The 17620-nt window shown below is 61.4% G+C and carries 16 protein-coding genes; 13 read left to right on the forward strand and 3 right to left on the reverse strand.

The window, feature by feature from the left end; genetic code table 11:
- Positions 1-130 precede the first annotated feature (130 nt).
- Positions 131-1864 (forward strand): hypothetical protein, encoded by a 1734-nt coding sequence (locus AADW22_RS14950; protein ID WP_216339812.1) that lies wholly within the window; start codon positions 131-133, stop codon positions 1862-1864.
- A 103-nt stretch (positions 1865-1967) separates the two neighbouring features.
- On the opposite strand, the gene AADW22_RS14955 is transcribed toward AADW22_RS14950, so the two are convergent.
- Both AADW22_RS14955 and AADW22_RS14960 read right to left on the reverse strand, forming a co-directional pair.
- Positions 1968-2888, reverse strand: a complete 921-nt coding sequence (locus AADW22_RS14955; RefSeq protein WP_216339814.1) for an SDR family NAD(P)-dependent oxidoreductase — start codon at positions 2886-2888, stop codon at positions 1968-1970.
- Between the two features lie 34 nt (positions 2889-2922).
- Complete coding sequence (locus AADW22_RS14960; RefSeq protein WP_216339816.1) at positions 2923-3699, reverse strand: IclR family transcriptional regulator; 777 nt, start codon at positions 3697-3699, stop codon at positions 2923-2925.
- A gap of 89 nt (positions 3700-3788) precedes the next feature.
- Here AADW22_RS14960 and AADW22_RS14965 point away from each other — a divergent pair, with 89 nt between their 5' ends.
- The 8 genes from AADW22_RS14965 to AADW22_RS15000 are packed head-to-tail and all read left to right on the forward strand — an operon-like array spanning position 3789 to position 12062.
- Positions 3789-4955, forward strand: coding sequence for an acyl-CoA dehydrogenase family protein (locus tag AADW22_RS14965; protein WP_216339818.1), 1167 nt, complete (start codon positions 3789-3791; stop codon positions 4953-4955).
- A gap of 2 nt (positions 4956-4957) precedes the next feature.
- Positions 4958-5377, forward strand: a complete 420-nt coding sequence (locus AADW22_RS14970; protein ID WP_216339820.1) for a PaaI family thioesterase — start codon at positions 4958-4960, stop codon at positions 5375-5377.
- 9 nt (positions 5378-5386) lie between these two features.
- On the forward strand, positions 5387-5758 hold the full coding sequence (locus AADW22_RS14975; protein WP_216339822.1) for a Zn-ribbon domain-containing OB-fold protein: 372 nt from the start codon (positions 5387-5389) through the stop codon (positions 5756-5758).
- Complete coding sequence (locus AADW22_RS14980; RefSeq protein ID WP_216339824.1) at positions 5755-6894, forward strand: thiolase; 1140 nt, start codon at positions 5755-5757, stop codon at positions 6892-6894. The genes AADW22_RS14975 and AADW22_RS14980 overlap by 4 nt, the downstream gene beginning before the upstream one ends.
- Positions 6891-9008: an acetate--CoA ligase family protein gene (locus AADW22_RS14985; RefSeq protein ID WP_216339826.1), complete on the forward strand. Its 2118-nt coding sequence runs from the start codon at positions 6891-6893 to the stop codon at positions 9006-9008. The genes AADW22_RS14980 and AADW22_RS14985 overlap by 4 nt, the downstream gene beginning before the upstream one ends.
- On the forward strand, positions 8998-9861 hold the full coding sequence (locus AADW22_RS14990) for a MaoC/PaaZ C-terminal domain-containing protein (protein WP_216339828.1): 864 nt from the start codon (positions 8998-9000) through the stop codon (positions 9859-9861). Before AADW22_RS14985 ends, AADW22_RS14990 begins: the two co-directional genes overlap by 11 nt.
- Positions 9858-10619: an enoyl-CoA hydratase/isomerase family protein gene (locus tag AADW22_RS14995; RefSeq protein ID WP_216339830.1), complete on the forward strand. Its 762-nt coding sequence runs from the start codon at positions 9858-9860 to the stop codon at positions 10617-10619. Before AADW22_RS14990 ends, AADW22_RS14995 begins: the two co-directional genes overlap by 4 nt.
- Positions 10620-10634: 15 nt before the next feature.
- Positions 10635-12062: a hypothetical protein gene (locus tag AADW22_RS15000; RefSeq protein WP_407474604.1), complete on the forward strand. Its 1428-nt coding sequence runs from the start codon at positions 10635-10637 to the stop codon at positions 12060-12062.
- On the opposite strand, the gene AADW22_RS15005 is transcribed toward AADW22_RS15000, so the two are convergent.
- On the reverse strand, positions 12059-12982 hold the full coding sequence (locus AADW22_RS15005) for a LysR family transcriptional regulator (protein WP_253196355.1): 924 nt from the start codon (positions 12980-12982) through the stop codon (positions 12059-12061). The two genes, AADW22_RS15000 and AADW22_RS15005, sit on opposite strands and share 4 nt — an antisense overlap.
- 183 nt (positions 12983-13165) lie before the next feature.
- Here AADW22_RS15005 and AADW22_RS15010 point away from each other — a divergent pair, with 183 nt between their 5' ends.
- The 4 genes from AADW22_RS15010 to AADW22_RS15025 all read left to right on the forward strand — a co-directional run bounded on the left by AADW22_RS15010 (position 13166) and on the right by AADW22_RS15025 (position 17610).
- Positions 13166-14302, forward strand: coding sequence for a TAXI family TRAP transporter solute-binding subunit (locus AADW22_RS15010; protein ID WP_216339837.1), 1137 nt, complete (start codon positions 13166-13168; stop codon positions 14300-14302).
- Positions 14303-14452: 150 nt separating this feature from the next.
- Positions 14453-16303 carry a TRAP transporter permease gene (locus tag AADW22_RS15015; protein ID WP_407474630.1) on the forward strand — a complete coding sequence of 617 codons (1851 nt, stop codon included), beginning with the start codon at positions 14453-14455 and terminating at the stop codon, positions 16301-16303.
- 9 nt (positions 16304-16312) lie between these two features.
- Positions 16313-16978 carry a 3-oxoacid CoA-transferase subunit A gene (locus tag AADW22_RS15020; RefSeq protein ID WP_216339841.1) on the forward strand — a complete coding sequence of 222 codons (666 nt, stop codon included), beginning with the start codon at positions 16313-16315 and terminating at the stop codon, positions 16976-16978.
- Positions 16975-17610, forward strand: coding sequence for a 3-oxoacid CoA-transferase subunit B (locus tag AADW22_RS15025; protein WP_216339843.1), 636 nt, complete (start codon positions 16975-16977; stop codon positions 17608-17610). The genes AADW22_RS15020 and AADW22_RS15025 overlap by 4 nt, the downstream gene beginning before the upstream one ends.
- Positions 17611-17620 lie beyond the last annotated feature (10 nt).

Raw genomic sequence — 17620 nt, forward strand, 5'->3', positions numbered from 1 at the left:
GAAATGCAAAGGACGGCCCTTGGGGCCAGCCCTTTGCATTTCGTGTTGCAGGAAAAACTTAGGTTGGCCAGATTTTGGCCAACCTTTCCCTCGATAGCTACCAAATGTGGTTTTTTCCGAGGGAGAAAGTATGCTCGCGCCCACGATTATTTCTTCGCCAGCACTTCAGCGCAGATTGCCGCATCCGAGATACGGGATCGACGTCAACTTCTGTCGCAACCCGCAGTGCGAGATCTTCGCAGAGCCGCCTGATCCATACATAAGACAAGGATGCCCACCCGCAAAAGTCAAGCATAATCAACCTGGTGGAGAGGTCATTGGCTCGGACAACGACAAGACTTTCAAGTGTGGTGTCTGCGGCCAGTCGTCGATCATTAAGAACAACACAGCGATCGTAGAGGAGTATCGGCGGCTGCGCGGACGCTTCCGGCCAGAGCTGCCCCCGCCCGACTTCTGCCAGAACGAGACCTGCGACAATCACCAGAAGCAGCTGTCCAAGAATACCGGCTTGTATCGAAAGTCAGGTCGCACAGCGACGGGCACGCAGCGCTACAAGTGCAAGGCCTGCCTGGGCACATTCACGGTTGGGTCGCGCATCCGTAAGCAGCACCGCAGTAGCGCGAACCGCGAGGTGCTTTGGATGATCACGAACGGGATGCCGATCTCGAAAATCAGCGATTTCACCGGCCTTTGCCCGCGGGATGTCTATCGCAAGATCGACTTCATCTACGATCGCGTCGTCGATCACACCGCCCGGCGAGAAGGCTCCTTCGCATCGGTGGATTGGAACAAGGTCGGGCGGCGCTTCGCGACTGATTCCCAGACGCTGCACCTCAACTGGCCGAACAAGAAGACGCGGGCGCAGATCGCCGTGCAGCACCTCTGCACCGCTCACGCTAACACCGGCTATATCATGGCGGCCCATCTTGGCCTTGACCCGAGCGTCGATCTCCCGAACATCGAGGCGCGAATGACGGCGGCAGGGGATTTCGCCTTACCCCGCGCGTTCCGGAGCCAGGCTCGGGTCTGGTCCGAAACCGAGTTCAAGGCGCACCTGGACAAGATCACCAGAGGCGTCCAAATCCATCCGCTCGAAGCGCCGGACGCGGATCTCGACCTGCAACTGCCGCACCGAGGCTCCCTGTTGCGTCAGGACATCGCACAACTCGCGCACGCGTTTCACCTGCGCCATATGCTCGGGAAAGGAGGCGAGCGGTTTGTCTTCGTGCTTGACGCCGATCCAGGCTTGGCGCTGTCCTTCGTCTCGGCATTCGCGATGTGGGTGAAGCAGGCGCGCGCCGATGTCATCGTCGTGCAGTTCAACAAGCACAAGTCCAATGACAAACGGAATATGCTCGTTGGCGAAGGGAAGGCGGCACTCGAACTCGCCACGGGACTCACGCAGGCGGCCTGGACTACTCTGGAGATGGAGGAGAAGCTGCAACGCACCGACACGGCCATCGAAGGCCTCCTGCGTGAGCATCTGCCTGGTGAGCCTTTCGCCTGGCCCTTCCACACCAAAAGCGAGCCGCACCGCCGCATCCGTATCCTGACGGACCGCGCGGATATGGCACCGGATCGGCGCGCCCGCCTGATGCGCCTCGCAACGCTCCGAGGCGTCGATGCCTACTTCCACAAGGTGCGCTCGAATATCCGCTTCGCCGCACGGCCCGCCCATACGCCCAGCGGGAACGGTCGGGCCTGGGATCGACATTACCTCTACAACCCGGAAACGATGGTGAAGATCATCGAAATTTACCGTTTCGTGCACAACTGGATCGGCTCATCGAAGACGAAGGAAACGCCGGCGATGAAGCTCGGTCTCGCTCGCGGCAAGATGCGGCTCAGCGAATTTTTCGAGTAGAAAATGGAACAGCCGCCGATCCCTCGGCGGCTGCAACACGAAATGCAAAGGGCTGGCCCTTGGGGGGCCGCCTTGTAAACCGTTCGAACGTCGTGTCTTTGGCTTAAATCGGGTCCCAGCTAAAGGTATCCGCCGAAACATCCAGCGGTACATAGCTGCCCCGCAGTGCCGGGATCGCGTGGCTGCGCACGCTGTCCAGATCCCAACCCTCGCCGCGGTGGACCGAACGGGTGGGGCGCGGCTGTGACATCAGGAAAATCTCGTTGTTGCGCACGGCAAAGATCTGGCCCGTGGTATCGGCGCCCTCATCCGATGCCAGATAAAGCGCGATTGGCGCGATCTTTTCGGGGGCCATTTCCTTCATCCGGTTCACGCGGGCCTCTTGTTCGGGGCTGTCAACCTTGATCGAAGAGGTCATCCGGCTCCAGGCAAAGGGGGCGATGCAATTGGACCGGATGTTCCAGCGCCGCAGGTCCAGCGCGATGGATTTTGACAGCGCGGCAATGCCAAGTTTCGCCGCCGAATAATTGGCCTGTGCCAGATTGCCGATCAGCCCCGAGGTCGAGGTCATATGGATCAGGCTGCCGGAGCCTTGCTCGCGCATCACATCTGCTGCCGCGCGGCTGGTGTTGAAGGTGCCGTAAAGATGGACCTTTACCACCGCGTCGAAATCCTCGTAGGTCATCTTGTGAAAGAAGCAATCGCGCAGGATGCCCGCATTATTGACCACCGCATCCAGCCGGCCAAAGCTGTCTGTGGCCTGACGCACCATCGCCTGCGCGCCCTCCTGGATGGACACATCATCACCATTGGCCACGGCCTTGCCGCCCAGCTTTTCGATCTCGGTGACGGTTTGCTCGGCGGCGGCGCTGGATTCGCGCTTGCCGTCAAGCGATGCGCCGATGTCATTCACGACAACCGAAGCCCCCGCCTTTGCGGCCTCCAGCGCTATGGCTCGCCCGATCCCGCCGCCTGCGCCCGTTACAAGGACGACCTTTCCGCCAAGGGGTTTTGGTTCTGACATATATCCTCCGTTATGTGGTCTGATCATGGGTCATTCAGCTGCGCGCCGGGCGCACGAAAAGACAGCGTTCAACCAGCTGTGCCGCCTCGGCCAGGGCTGTGCCGACCTCGGTCAGGCTTGCGTCGTCATGCTGTGCGGCAATGGTGATGCTGCTCATCCCCAGACGGGGGATACCGGCGCCGTCGCGGGCGACCGAGGCGACGATATCAAGCCCGCGAAAGAGCTGCCCGCGGTCGCGGCCAAAGCCGGTTTCCCTGGCGGTGGCGACATCCTGCCAATAGGCGTCAAAGCTGGGCGCTTGTTGCCAGCGCACGGCGTCGAACCCTTCGCGGGTCGCGGCCTTGCTCAGCCCCAGCGTGGCGGCGTAACAGCGCCCGACCGCACCGGCAAACACCGGCAGACGGGTGTTTCGCGCGATCACGGCCTGCACGATATTGGGCGCGGTGAACCTGTCGATCAGCACGATCCGCTCTTGCGGGGTGATCTGCCACAGGGCGATCACCACCTTATGATCCTGCGCGATATTGTTCAGCGTCGAGCGCAACAGATCCGACGGATTGGCACCCAGCAGCGGGGCCGCAAGCTCCATCAACCCCATGCCGACACGGTAGGCCTTGGTTGTCGGATCAAAGCTGAGCAACCCCTCATGCGCAAGCGTACGCAGGATGTTGAACGCCGAAGAGACGTTCATATCGGTTTCCCGCGCAATCTGCGTGGCGCCCATGGGGCGGTTGGTCGTGGCCAGCAGGCGCATGATCATCATGGCGTTCTGCACGGCGGGGACGGGTTTATGGCTTTGGTCGTCTGTCATATAATTCCCTGACCAGAATATAATTTACTATACAGAATATTCCTGCTAGTTCAAGACTAGATTAAGACCGTCCAATGGGAGGAAATTCGATGGCCGTAGGTGTGGATGATGATGTTTTTGAACAGCTGATAGATACAGTAAGCCGATTCGCGCGCGAACGGCTTATCCCTGCGGAACGGCAGGTCGAAGAAGAGGATGCGATCCCCGAAGAGATCATTGCCGAGATGAAAGAGATGGGACTTTTCGGCCTCTCAACCCCCGAAGAATATGGCGGCATCGGCCTGAATGTGCCGCAAGAGGCGCGGCTGATCGAGGCGTTGTGCTATGCCTCGCTGACCTTCCGGTCACTGATCGGGACCAATGTCGGCATTGGCGCACAGGGCATCGTGATGGATGGCACCCCTGCGCAAAAAGACCAATGGTTGCCGGGGATTGCCAGCGGTGACACCATCGCCTCTTTTGCGCTGACCGAACCTGATAACGGGTCGGATGCGGGTGGTATCCGTACTGCTGCACGGCGCGACGGCGATGATTTCGTGATCAATGGCACCAAGCGCTATATCACCAATGCCGTGCGCGCCGGTGTGTTCACCGTCTTTGCCCGCACTGATGCCGATAAGCCCGGCGCCGATGGGGTTTCCGCCTTTATCGTGCCTGCCGATACGCCCGGCATCACCGTGGCCAAGCCCGACCGCAAGCTGGGCCAGCGCGGCACCAAGACCTCGGATGTGATTTTCGACGATGTGCGCGTGCCGCAATCGGCGATCATCGGCGGGCCGGAGAACCTGCACAAGGGCTTCCGCACCGCGATGAAGGTGCTGGACCGTGGCCGCATCCATGTCGGCGCGATGGCCGTGGGGCAAAGCCAGCGGATGCTCGATATCGCCACCGATTACGCGCTGGAGCGTAAACAGTTCGGCAAGCCGATCGGGGAACACCAGCTTGTGCAGGGGATGCTTGCCGATTGTCAGGCAGACCTTCATGCCGCCCGCGCCCTTGTGCGCGCCACTGCCGATACATTCAACCGCGAAGGCAAGGCGATCCTTGAGGCGTCCTGCACCAAGTATTTCTGCACCGAGGCCGCGGGCCGGATCGCGGATAGGGCGCTGCAAATCCATGGCGGTGCGGGCTATATGGCGGAATATGATATTGAGCGTCTGTACCGCGATATCCGCCTTTTGCGCATCTATGAGGGCACCAGCCAGATCCAGCAACTGGTGATCGCGCGCCGCACCCTTGCCAATCGGGCGGGTTGATCATGGCATCTTATCCAACACGCGATGCCGCTGATATGCCGCCGCGATCGCGTTTCGCGGCGTTTCTGGACATCAAAACCGTTGTCTGCACCCCCGAAGAGGTGATCTGCCAGATGGTCGTCACCCCCGAGATGGGCAACCGCAACGGGGTGCTGCATGGCGGCGCGCTTATGACGCTGGCCGATACGGCGGCTGGGACATCGGCCTTTATCAACAGCCCTGCCGATGTGTCCAACACCACAGTAGAGGCAAAGACCAACTTCACGCGCCCGATCAAGGTGGGCGACACGGTGACGGCGCGCTGTGTGCCGTTGCATGTTGGCCGGACCACGGTTGTCTTGCAGGTCATCATGACGCGAGGCGACGGCAAGACGGTCGGAATGACATCCCAGACGCATCTGTTTCTGGGCTGGAAAGAATAGGGGGGAGCTATGACAGCGATTGAAACTCTGGGGCCGCAGGCGGCCTATCAGGCCCATCTGGAGGCGGGCCGCTTTATGATCCAACGGGCCAAAAGCACGGGTGAATATGTGTTTTGGCCACGGGTGTTGACGCCCTCGGGGGCGACCGATCTGGAATGGGTGCCCGCCAAGGGGACCGGCACGGTCTATGCGATCACGGTGAACCGGGCGCGCGGGGGCTCATGGAATGTGGCCCTGATCGAGCTGGATGAGGGCGTGCGCATGATGTCGACCTTGCCAGCGGTGGAAACGGCCCCGATCGGCGCGCGGGTCAAGGCACGGGTTGAAACAACAGAAGACGGCCCGCGTGTGGTCTTTGATCTGATGGAGGATGCGAAATGAGGGGTAAGAGCGCAATTGTCGGCATGGCAACCGCAGGCATGGGGGAGGCCCCCGGTTTTTCCGCGATGGAGCTGTTGGGACAAGCCGCCGTGGCGGCCGTGGCCGATGCCGGGCTAAAGATGCAAGACGTCGATGCCGTGTTCTCCGCGACCAGCAGCCACGCCTTTCCCACCATGAGCGTGGTTGAATATCTGGGCCTGAAGCCGCGCTATTTCGACGGCACCAATGTTGGCGGCTCCAGCTTTGAGCTGCATCTGCTGCAGGCGACCATGGCGCTGGAGGCGGGGCTCTGTGATGTGGCGCTGGTCTGCTATGGCTCGAACCAGCGCACCGCAGGCGGGGCGCTTGTCTCCATGAGCGAACCACAGTGGCACGAGACCCCCTATAAGCCGCGCCACCCGATCACCGCCTATGCTTTGGCCACCAGCCGCCATATGGCCCAGTACGGGACCACGCGCGAAAATCTGGCCGATGTGGCGCTTGCGGCGCGGGGCTGGGCGAACCTCAACCCCGAGGCTTTTGCACGCGGCCCATTGACCAAGGATGAGGTGCTGTCGGCGCGGATGATCTCGGACCCGCTGAGCAAATCGGACTGCTGTCTTGTGACGGACGGGGCTGCGGCCTGCGTTCTGGTGCGGGCGGATCGGGCCAAGGATCTGGCGGCCAAGCCGGTTTATTTCCTCGGGGCGGGGGCGGCCAATTACCACCGTTCCATCGTGGCGATGCCGGATCTGACCACCACCGCCGCTGTTGATAGTGGCGCGCGGGCGCTGGAAATGGCCGGCGTGTCGCGCCAAGAGCTGGATCTGGTGATGCTCTATGATGCCTTCACGATCAACACGATCCTGTTCCTTGAGGATCTTGGCTTTTGCCCCAAAGGGGAGGGCGGTCGCTTTGTCGCGGACGGTCGCATCGCGCCGGGCGGAGAGCTGGCAGTCAATACCAACGGGGGCGGGCTGTCTTGTGTGCATCCGGGGATGTACGGGCTGTTCCTGATTGCCGAGGCCGTGGCCCAGATCCGTGGCGAGGCGGGCGAGCGCCAGATCGACGGCTGTGACCTTGCGCTTTGTCACGGCAACGGCGGCACGCTTTCCAGCCAATGCACGGCGATCCTCGGGTCAGAGGCCACATTATGAGCAGCTTTTCGGATATCGACGGGCTGATCGCCCCGCGCTCGGTCGCGATCATCGGCGCATCGGATGATGTGACGCGGATCGGCGGGCGGCCCATCGCGGCGATGCTGCGGGCCGGGTATAAGGGCCGGATTTTGCCGGTGAATCCCAAACGCGACAGGGTGCAGGGCTTGCCCTGTTATGCCAGCGTCCAAGACCTGCCCGAGGTGCCGGATGCAGCTCTGATCGCGGTTCCGGCCAAGCTGGTGCCCGAAACGATTGAGGCACTGGGGCGTATGGGCTGCCGTGCCGCGACGCTTTTCTCGGCCGGTTTTGCCGAGGTGGGGGCCGAAGGTCTGGCCGCGCAGCACGCGCTTGAAGAACTGGCCAAACAGCACGGGATGCGCTTGCTTGGGCCGAATACATTGGGCGTCTACAATGTGGATATCGGCTATTACGGCACGTTTTCATCCTCGCTGGATACCGGATTTCCCAAGTCGGGCAATGTTGGCATTGCCAGCCAGTCGGGGGCGTTCGGCGCACATCTGGGCGCATTGGCACGCGATCGCGGGATCGGCTGTTCGGTTCTGATCACCACGGGAAATGAGTCCGATATCACCGTGGCCGATGCCATTGGCTGGATGGCGCAAAGCGATACGGTGGATGTGATCTGCACCTATATGGAGGCGGTGAATGATGCGCCCGCGCTCTTGGCCGCGCTGGATGCGGCGCGGGCGGCGGGCAAGCCGGTGCTGGCGCTGAAATCGGGGCGCTCGGCGGTGGGGGCGCGGGCGGCGGCCTCACATACGGCGTCATTGACGGGGGATGCGGTGGTGGCGGATGCGGTGCTGAGCGATCACGGCGCGATCATCCTGCGTGATCCGGAATCGATGATGGATATCGCCTATGCCGCCTCTAAAAAGGTGTTCCCGAAACAGCATTCCTTTGGCGTGATTACCGTCAGTGGCGGTGCGGGGATTGTGGCCAGCGATGAGGCAGAGCGCGTCGGCCTGCCGATGCCCGCCATGCCCGATGCCGCCCAAGAGGCGCTGCGCGAGGTGTTGCCCTATGCCGCGCCGGCCAATCCGCTGGACTGTACCGCGCAGGCGCTGAATGATCCGTCCTTGTTGGAAAAATTCACCCGTGCGGCGCTGGAGGATGGCGGTTACGGCGCGGTGATGTGTTTCCTGACCTATGTGGCGGGAAGCCGCGCGATGTCGCAAGTGATCCTTGATGCCATCGCCCCGCTGCGCGCCGAATATCCCGACCGGATCATCGCCTTTTGTGCGCTTGGCGATCCGGAGGTCTTGCAGCATTATGACGATGCGGGGATCCTTGTGTTCAACGATCCTTGTCGTGCGGTGCGGGCGCTGGATACGGTCTTGCGGCTGGGTCGGTCGATGGAAAACCCCACGCAGGCCGATCTGCCCGCTGTGGCGCCGGTCACCCTTCCGGCCAGCAACCCTGATGAGGCGACGGCCAAGATCATTCTGGCCAAGGCCGGAATTGCCGCCGCCCCCGAACAGGCCGTCACGGATGCCGATCAGGCAGTAGAGGCCGCCGAGGGCTTTGGCTATCCGGTGGTGATGAAGATCCTCTCGCCGGATATTTTGCACAAATCCGACATTGGCGCGGTCAAGCTGAACCTGCAGGACACGGATGCGGTGCGTGCCGCCTATGCCGAGATCATGGCCGCAGTTGGTGAACATGCGCCCAAGGCCTCGGTGACGGGGATGCTGGTGGCCAAACAGCTTTCGGGCGGGGTGGAATGTTTGATGGGGATCAACCGTGACCCGACATTCGGTCCGATTGCGGTCTTCGGCCTTGGCGGGATCTTTGTCGAGCTGCTCAATGATGTTGCGGTGCGGGCCTGTCCGTTTGGGGTCGATACCGCGTGTAAGATGATCCTGTCGATCCGCAGTGCGGCGATCTTGCAGGGCGCGCGAGGCACGCCGCCTTCCGATATCGACGCGCTGGCGCAGATGCTCTCTAACCTGTCGGTCTTTGCGGCGGGGGCGGGCGAGGGGCTGAGCTCGATTGACCTGAACCCTGTGCTTGCGATGCCAGAGGGGCAGGGCGCCTATGCGCTGGATGCGGTGATTGAAGTTGCACAAGAGGGGGCTGCCGATGGCCATTGATTATGAAACCCTGCTGAACTTCGATATCCCCGAAGTGCAACAGAGCTATGGCCCGATGGAGGTCGCACGCTATGGGCTGACGGTCGGCATGGGACAGGACCCTATGGACCTGCGCCAGTTGGCCTATGTGGACGGGCTGGCCGATGATCGCCGCGTGATGCCCGCCATCGTCAATGTGCTGGGGCATCCGGGGTTCTGGTTGGGCAATCCCGAAACCGGCGTCAACGCCCTCAAGCTGGTGCACGGTGAACAGGGGATGACCCTGCACAACCCGATCCCGATGGCGGGCACCATTCGCGGCAAGACCCGCGTGACCGGGTTGATCGACAAGGGAGAGGGCAAGGGCGCGTTGCTCTATAGCGAAAAGCAGTTGCATGACGCGGAAACCGGCCTGCATCTTGCGACCTGTCGTAACACGACATTTTTGCGCGCGGATGGCGGTTTTGGCGGGCCAACGGGGCTGGCCAAAAAGCCGCATCAACTCCCGGGTACCGCGCCCGACCATGTGTTCGACACCCCCACGCGGCCCGAACAGGCGCTGGCCTACCGCTGGAATGCCGATCCCAATCCGCTGCATCTTGACCCGCGCGTGGCGGCCAAGGCCGGGTTTGAGCGGCCCATTCTGCACGGGCTTTGCAGTTTTGGCTGTGCGGCACATGCTTTGCTGGCGGTGTTGTGTGATTATGACGCCAGCCGCTTTGGCGCGATGGATTTGCGCTTTACGGCGCATGTCTTTCCGGGTGAAACATTGCGGACAGAGGTTTGGGCAGACGGGTCATTCCGCACCCGCGCTGTGGAACGGGATGTGATCGTCATGGGCAACGGAATTTTCAAGCATAAGGAGGCCGTATGAGCATCGATGTCGAATACCGGTCCGACGGGCTTTGCGTCATCACGATAAATGAGCCTGCGCGCCGTAACCCCATTGGCCATGCCGCCCGTGTCGAATTGATCGCCGCATTGTCGCAGGCCGAGGGCGACGATGCCGTGCGGGCGGTCGTTCTGACGGGGGCTGGCGGGAACTTTTCTGCCGGGGGCGATATCCGCGATCAGGGGGAACGCAGCGTATCCGAGCACCGCGAACGGTTTTCGCGGATCAAGGACCTGGTGATGCGGATGACGCGGTTTTCCAAACCGCTGGTTGCGGGGGTTGAGGGTTGGGCGGCCGGGGGCGGCTTTGCCCTCGCACTGGCCTGTCCGACCATCGTCGCATCCAAAGAGTCGCGTTTTGTCGCCAGCTTTACCAAGATCGGACTGATCCCCGATATGGGTATTCTGGCGACCATGCCCGCCCGGATCGGTGCTGCGCAGACCCGTCGGCTGCTCTTGACCAACCGTGTCATTGATGCGCCGGAAGCCCTGACTTTGGGCGCGGTGGACGTGCTGGCGGATGCGGGCGATGTGCTGCGCCGTGCCTGTGAGATCGCATTGCAAGAGGCCGAGGGCGCGCCCCTGCCACGACAGTTCATCGTCGATTGGTTCGCGCGGGATGTGGCTGCGGCGTTGGACTATGAGCAATCGATTCAACCGGCCTTGCTCAATAGCGCGGATTCCGCCGAAGGGCGCGCAGCCTTTGCGGAGAAAAGACCTCCGCAGTTTCGCGGATGCTGAACAGGGGGGGGGCAGGTGCCCTCTGTCCCGCTTTTATCGCTTGGCTGCGATCTGCGGCGGGCCTTGATGTTGGGGGTGATGATCGCGGCGGTCATGCAGATTTTCGCGCCCTCGCATCTGGTGATCGGCCTTGGCACGGGGCTGTTGGTCGGGTTTCTGGCCCTGTCGTGCAAGATGTTCGGCATTGGCACTTGGGTGCCGGTGCTACTCTCGCTGGGGGCGGCGGCGCTGGCGATGGTGCAGCATGTCCCGGCGGATGTCATTTGGCGCGGGCTGGACCGGATGCTGTTTCTGGCGGCGCTGATTGCGATGCTGGCGACCTTGCGATCCGCGGCGGCATTGGCGCCCGAGGTGCGGCTGGCGGGGGCGCTGGTGACCAATCAACCTGCCTCACGCCGCTATCTGTCCATGACCTTTGGCGGTCATCTCTTCGGGGTGTTGGTCAATTTCGGCGGGTTGGCGCTTTTGCTGGATATCGCAAAGCAGTCGATGGACCGCGAAGGCACCGCACAATTACCCCCCGAGGTTCAAGAGGCCCGTTTGCGCCGCATGACCCTTGCCGTGATACGCGGGTTTTCAATGATCGCACTTTGGTCGCCGTTCGGATTTGCCACCAATGCGATCTTGCTGACGTTGCCGGGGATTTCCTATGTGCAATTCGGGCCGATAGGTTTTGCGATGTCATTCGTGCTGACGGCGATTGGTTGGGCCTGGGATACCTATGAGGGCCGAAGGTTCCGCGGTCGCGGATTGCCGACCACCACGCCGCCGCCCAAAAGCGGCTTGGCGGTGGCGTTGCTGCTTGGGCATGTGTTGGCATTGGGGGCGGGGGTCTTTGTCCTGCATGGGATGACCTCGCTCAGCTTTCAGCAGGGGTTGATTGTGATTGTGCCCTGCTATGCCGTGCTTTGGGCCGGGGCGGCGATGCGCCACGAGTCGCGGGGCATCTTGGGCGGCATCGGCAAGGTCGCACAGACAAGCTGGCTGCGGCTGGCAAATATGGGGCCAGAGGTCGGTGTCTTTGCCTCGGCCGGGTTTTTGGCGGTGGTTCTTTTGGCGCTGATCCCGATGGACGCCCTGCGAGAGGTGATCGCCCATTGGGGTCTGTCCGCCTTCTCTTATGCCTTTGGCCTTACGTTTTCGATATTCATACTGGCACTTGTCGGGGTGAACCCGATTATTACGGCCTCGGTTCTGGGGGCTATTGCGGCGCAGCTGGCGGTGCCGGGCCTTAGCAATGTCGCAATTGCCCTGTCGATTATCGGGGGCTGGACCGCCGTGATGGGGCTTTCGCCCTTTATCACCACGCTGGCGATTTCCGCCGCGATCATTGACCGACGGGCAGAAGTGATCGGCCCTGTTTGGAACGGACCTTATTCCATCCTTATTCTGATGATCTGGTCAGCCTTTTTGTGGGCGCTGATACATTTCGGATGGGTCTAGAGCGTCGTCCCCGGCCATTCGCCGGCGGTCACCATCTGGTGGACCTCGGCGGTGATGAACTCGGCAATGCTGGTGGTCAGTCGGGAACTTGGCCGGTTGAGCGGTGACATCAGCACCAGGGTGCGGTCGATCGGGCTACGCTCTATCGGGCGGGCGACCAGCTTTTTGTCGCGCACCTGTTGCAGCACACTGACAAGCGGCAGGATTGTACCACCCAACCCGCGCTCGACAAAGGCCAGCATGGTCGTCAGGATATCCACATCCAACACCACATCAAGGGCAAGGTTTTCCCGCGCCGCAATCGCCTCGATGCGCGCGCGCAGGCCGTGTTCGGGATTGGGCAGGATCAGGGGCTGTTGCAGGGCCGTATGGGCGTCAATCGGGACACCGTCCTGCGCGCCCTTTGCTGCCGATTGGATGAAGAAAAGTTTTTCGATAATAATGGGTTGCGCCTTGATCAGATTGGATTGCTGACCCTCATAGGCAACCCCCAGATCAATCTTGCCGCGTTGGAGCCAGTCTTGCACATGGCCGCTGAAACCCGAAATAATCCGCAGTTTGACGTTCGGATAGATCTGCATCACCCGCTCGATCAAATGTGTGGCGAGGATTTCAGAAACGGTCGGCGGCAGGCCCAGCCTGACCATCCCCGACAGCGGGGCGCGATGCCCCGAGATGTCATTGGCCAGATCCTGAACATCTTCCAGAATGGTTTGCGCCCGGCGGGCCAGCCGGATCCCCTCTTCTGTTGGCATGACCCCGCGCCCATGCCTGCGCAGCAGGGCGACATTCAACTCTTCTTCCAGCGCCTTTACCTGTCGGCTCAGCGCGGGCTGTGCGATGTTCAGATGATCCGCGGCGGCGGTAATGCTGCTGAGTTCAACCACTTGGATAAAGTTTCGGAGCTGACGGAAATCCATTCATGCCTCATGAGTATCTCTGATATATCAATAATGCATTTGAAACATGGCTTCCAGTCCTTATGGTCAAATGAGGAGAGGCACAGCGCCGTCCGGCGTGCGGCCCCCAAAGGGGTCATGCCGGATAAAAGCCGATGGAGGATCGGTGAGGCGCTTTGTCTGGAATCAACAGGGAAAAATAACATGAAAACGACCTTTCGACTCGGGCTGGCTGCGACCGGCTTTCTGGCGGCATCAATGATGGCCCCGGCCGCAATGGCACAAGAAATGCCGGACACGATGGTCTGGACATCTTATGATGTCGGCTCGGCCGGCTATGCCGAGGCCTCGGCCATTGCCGATGCCTTTGGCAAGAAGTTCGGCACCCGCGTGCGGATCCAACCCTCGGGCAGCGGCATCGGCCGTTTGCAGCCCTTGTTGCAGGGCCGCGCCGATTATGCCTTTCTTGCGACCGAGGCGTTTTTCGTATCCGAGGGCGCCTTTGATTTCGCCACCCCCGATTGGGGCCCTACTGAGCTGCGCGCCGTCGCCGGGCGTCCCGCAGGCATCACCTTGATCACGGCAGAGGATGCAGGCATCAGGACCGTAGCCGACGCGCGCGGCAAAAGGATCGCCTTTGTGGCCGGCAACCCGTCGGTGAATGTCAAATGTGAGGCGATTTTGGCCTTTGGCGGGCTGACGCTGGACGATGTGGAGGTGATCACCTTCCCGACCTATGCCTCGGCCATGGCATCGATGACGCGCAACGAATCCGATGCGACCTGCACCACCCCCACCACCAGCCAGCTTTATGAGCTTGCCGAAAGCCCGCGCGGCATTTTCTATGTCCCGCTAGAGGCGGATAACGCCGAAGGGTGGGAGGGGCTTCTTAAGGTGCTGCCGATCATGGGCCCATCGGATGAAGATGTCGCCGCCGGCCTGCCCGAAGGTGAAATCGCCAAGATGGCGGCCTATCGCTATCCGGTAATCACCACCACCGCCGGGAAATCCGCAGATGAGGTTTACGCCTTTATCAAGGCGCTGGATGAAACCTATGACCTTTACAAGGACGGCACCGCCACGATGAAGCGCTGGACGCTGGAGCAATCGGGCAAGCCTGCGATTGACGTTCCCTTCCACGAAGGGGCGATCCGCTATCTCAAGGAAAAGGGTATCTGGACCGCCGAGGATGACGCATGGAACGCCAAGCGCACCGCGCGCATGGATGCGCTGCTGGCCGCCTGGGCCGAATTCAAGCCCGCCAATGAGGGCTTGTCCGAAGAGGCATTCTCCGAGGCCTGGATGGCACACCGCGCCGAGGTGGTTGCCGCGCTGAACTGATCCGCAGCGCGCTCTTTTCCCCCGGCGGGTTTTCACCGCCGGGGGTATTCCAGGTAATGTCAGGATAAGATTATGGTTTCGACAAAAGATGCCGTTGCCGAAACGGTACCCCCCCAGCGTCCACGGCAACATGTGGTGCAGATCATCACGATGATCCTTGGCACGATCGGCGTCATCATGGCCATCAACCAACAGTTTTTATTGGGGATTTTCGGGTTTCAGCCTTTGGGCAATGCCTATCTTTATTATCTGATCGGGATATTTCTGGCCATCGCTTTCCTGACATTGCCGTTTAGCATCATGCACCCTGAACGGCTGTTCTGGCTTAACCCCGTCCTGGCGGTTGCGAGTTTGACCAGCGCCGGTTGGCTTGGGTTTCACGGGTTGGATATCTTGCAGCGGGGTTGGGAATATGACGCGCCCTTGATGGCCGATATCATGGCCTCAATCCTGTTGTTTCTGGTACTCGAAGGGGTGCGGCGCGCGGGGGGGACGGTCTTGCTGTTCACCGCGTTGCTGTTTGGTTCCTATCCGCTTTGGGCCGACAGCATGCCCGGCTTTTTGTGGGGGACGGAATATTCGCTGATGGGCACGGTGCGCGCGCATGTTCTGGGCGTGGAATCGGTGATCGGCATTCCGATGCAGGTCGTGGCCGAACTAGTCATCGGCTTTGTCATTTTCGGCTCGGTGCTGGTCATCACCAAGGGCAGCGACTTTTTCATGGAGCTGGCCTCGGCGCTTTTGGGTCACACCCGCGGCGGTCCGGCCAAGGTTGCGGTGCTTGGATCTGGCATCCTAGGGTCGCTTTCGGGCAGCGTGATTTCCAATATCCTGACCTCGGGGCCGTTTTCCATCCCGACGATGCGGCGCGTGGGGTATCCTGCGCATTACGCCGCCGCCGTTGAGGCCTGCGCGTCAACCGGGGCCACCTTGATGCCGCCCGTGATGGGGACGGTTGCCTTTGTGATGGCGTCATTCCTCGGCGTGCAATATTCGAGCATCGTGATTGCGGCGCTTATTCCGGCGATCCTGTTCTATGTCGCCCTGCTGTTTCAGGTCGATATGTATGCCGCCCGGCGCGGCCTTGCGGGCCTGCCCCGCAGCGAGACCCCGCCCGTCTGGCCGGTGCTGAAATCCGGCTGGCCCTATCTGCTGAGCCTTGCGGTGCTGATCTATGTCTTGATGATCATGCGGATGGAGGCGCGCGCGCCCTATTACGCCTCGGTTGTGATGCTGGTCGCGACCTCTTTTCGCAAGGAAACCCGCCTGACGGTGAACCGTGTCATAGAGCTGGTGCAGGACACCTCGCGCAATATCGCGGGCCTTGTGGCGGTGCTGGCGGGGATCGGGCTGGTGGTGGGCGGGCTGTCCTATACCGGTGTTGCGGGGGCGTTTTCGCGTGAATTGCTGCTTTATGCCAATGGCAATACCGCGCTGATGTTGATCGCGGGCGCGGTGACAAGCTTTGTGCTGGGCATGGGGATGACCGTGACGGCCTGCTATATCTTTTTGTCGATCCTCTTGGCGCCTGCCTTGGTGCAGGCGGGCTTGCATCCGATCGCAAGCCATCTGTTCATCCTTTATTGGGGGATGCTGTCCTATATCACGCCGCCGGTGGCGCTTGCCGCGATTACCGCCGCCAGTGTGGCCGGATCGCGCCCGATGCAGACCGGCTTTTACGCGATGCGTCTGGGGATGCCGCTGTTCGTGCTGCCGTTCATCTTTGTCTATGATCCGGCGCTGATCATGGAGGGCACGGCCTTGCAGATCATCGAGCGCGTCGGCCTGACGCTGGTGGCAATCTGGGCGATCACCTCGGCCTTTGAAAGCTGGATCTACAAGGTGGGCCGGATTGGCACAATCAGCCGGATCGCCGTGGCGGTCGGGGGGGTGTTGATCTTGTTCCCCGACCTTCCGACCAGCCTGCTTGGCGGTGCGATTCTGGTTGCGACCATCGGGATCAATTTGAAATTCAGACGGCAACCCGCCGTGAAAACGTGAGGCAGCTTTATGGATAAGACAGTAGCGGATCTGGCGCGGGCGGTCGCGCCGATCACAGATGGCGCATCGATCATGATTGGCGGGTTCGGATCATCGGGCATCCCCTTCGGGCTGATCGATGCCCTTTGCGCACAAGGCACAACCGGCCTGACGGTGATTTCCAACAACGCAGGCGCGGGGGAGACGGGCATCGCCACGCTGCTCAAGGCGGGGCGGGTGGCCAAGGTGATTTGCTCTTATCCGCGCACGCCCGGGTCAATCTGGTTCGAGCGCCGCTATGAGGCGGGCGAGGTTGCGCTGGAGGTCGTCCCCCAAGGCACATTGGCCGAGCGTATCCGCGCGGCGGGCGCGGGGCTTGGCGGTTTTCTGACCCCGACCGCCTATGGCACCCGTCTGGCCGAGGGCAAGGAGACCCGTGTCATCGACGGGCGCGGCTATGTGCTGGAGGCCCCGCTGCATGCCGATTTCGCCCTGGTCCGTGCCGAGCATGGCGACCGTTACGGCAACCTCAGCTATCACGCGACGGCGCGTAATTTTAACCCTGTGATGGCCATGGGCGCACGCCACACCATCGCCGAGGTCCGGCATCTGGCATCGGAACCGCTGGACCCGGAAACGGTGATAACACCGGGAATCTTTGTCCAAGGCGTTGTGGAATACGGGGTACGGCCATGAAATCACTTAGCGATAGCGCATTGGCGGCACGGGTTGCGCAGGACATTCCTGACGGGTCCTATGTCAACCTCGGGATTGGCAAGCCGACACATGTCTCCGCGCATCTGCCCGAGGGGCGCGAGGTGCTTTATCAATCCGAGAACGGTCTTTTGGGCGTTGGTCCCGTGCCACCGACAGGCACCGAGGACCCCGAACTGATCGACGCCAGCAAACGTTTTGTCACGCCTGCGACGGGGGCGGCCTATTTCGATCAGACCGACAGCTTTGCGATGATGCGCGGCGGGCATATCGATATCGCGGTTCTGGGCGCCTATCAGGTGGCCGAAAACGGCGATCTGGCAAATTGGGCCACGCTGGACGAAAAATACCCCCCCGCGGTTGGCGGTGCGATGGATCTTGTGGTTGGCGTGCCGACCATTCTGGTGATGATGCGGCATGTCAACCGTGACGGCAGCCCGAAGCTGTTGAAAACCTGTAGCTTTCCATTGACGGGCCTTGGGGTGGTCAGCCGTGTCTATACCGATCTGGCCGTGCTGGACGTCACGCCCGCGGGCTTTCGTCTGGTTGAACTTGCACCCGGCAACAGCCTCGATGCGGTGCAAGCCTTGACCGAAGCCACAATCCTGACCTGAAAAACAGCCT

The organism is Sulfitobacter sp. PM12, from assembly GCF_045586035.1.
Lineage (GTDB): Bacteria > Pseudomonadota > Alphaproteobacteria > Rhodobacterales > Rhodobacteraceae > Sulfitobacter > Sulfitobacter pontiacus.

What these genes read in the sequence shown, in the direction of transcription:
- AADW22_RS14950 (WP_216339812.1), top strand. Translation starts at nt 131, where the DNA reads ATGCTCGCGCCCACGATTATTTCTTCGCCAGCACTTCAGCGCAGATTG.
- AADW22_RS14955 (WP_216339814.1), bottom strand. Translation starts at nt 2,888, where the DNA reads ATGTCAGAACCAAAACCCCTTGGCGGAAAGGTCGTCCTTGTAACGGGC.
- AADW22_RS14960 (WP_216339816.1), bottom strand. Translation starts at nt 3,699, where the DNA reads ATGACAGACGACCAAAGCCATAAACCCGTCCCCGCCGTGCAGAACGCC.
- AADW22_RS14965 (WP_216339818.1), top strand. Translation starts at nt 3,789, where the DNA reads ATGGCCGTAGGTGTGGATGATGATGTTTTTGAACAGCTGATAGATACA.
- AADW22_RS14970 (WP_216339820.1), top strand. Translation starts at nt 4,958, where the DNA reads ATGGCATCTTATCCAACACGCGATGCCGCTGATATGCCGCCGCGATCG.
- AADW22_RS14975 (WP_216339822.1), top strand. Translation starts at nt 5,387, where the DNA reads ATGACAGCGATTGAAACTCTGGGGCCGCAGGCGGCCTATCAGGCCCAT.
- AADW22_RS14980 (WP_216339824.1), top strand. Translation starts at nt 5,755, where the DNA reads ATGAGGGGTAAGAGCGCAATTGTCGGCATGGCAACCGCAGGCATGGGG.
- AADW22_RS14985 (WP_216339826.1), top strand. Translation starts at nt 6,891, where the DNA reads ATGAGCAGCTTTTCGGATATCGACGGGCTGATCGCCCCGCGCTCGGTC.
- AADW22_RS14990 (WP_216339828.1), top strand. Translation starts at nt 8,998, where the DNA reads ATGGCCATTGATTATGAAACCCTGCTGAACTTCGATATCCCCGAAGTG.
- AADW22_RS14995 (WP_216339830.1), top strand. Translation starts at nt 9,858, where the DNA reads ATGAGCATCGATGTCGAATACCGGTCCGACGGGCTTTGCGTCATCACG.
- AADW22_RS15005 (WP_253196355.1), bottom strand. Translation starts at nt 12,982, where the DNA reads ATGGATTTCCGTCAGCTCCGAAACTTTATCCAAGTGGTTGAACTCAGC.
- AADW22_RS15010 (WP_216339837.1), top strand. Translation starts at nt 13,166, where the DNA reads ATGAAAACGACCTTTCGACTCGGGCTGGCTGCGACCGGCTTTCTGGCG.
- AADW22_RS15015 (WP_407474630.1), top strand. Translation starts at nt 14,453, where the DNA reads ATGATCCTTGGCACGATCGGCGTCATCATGGCCATCAACCAACAGTTT.
- AADW22_RS15020 (WP_216339841.1), top strand. Translation starts at nt 16,313, where the DNA reads ATGGATAAGACAGTAGCGGATCTGGCGCGGGCGGTCGCGCCGATCACA.
- AADW22_RS15025 (WP_216339843.1), top strand. Translation starts at nt 16,975, where the DNA reads ATGAAATCACTTAGCGATAGCGCATTGGCGGCACGGGTTGCGCAGGAC.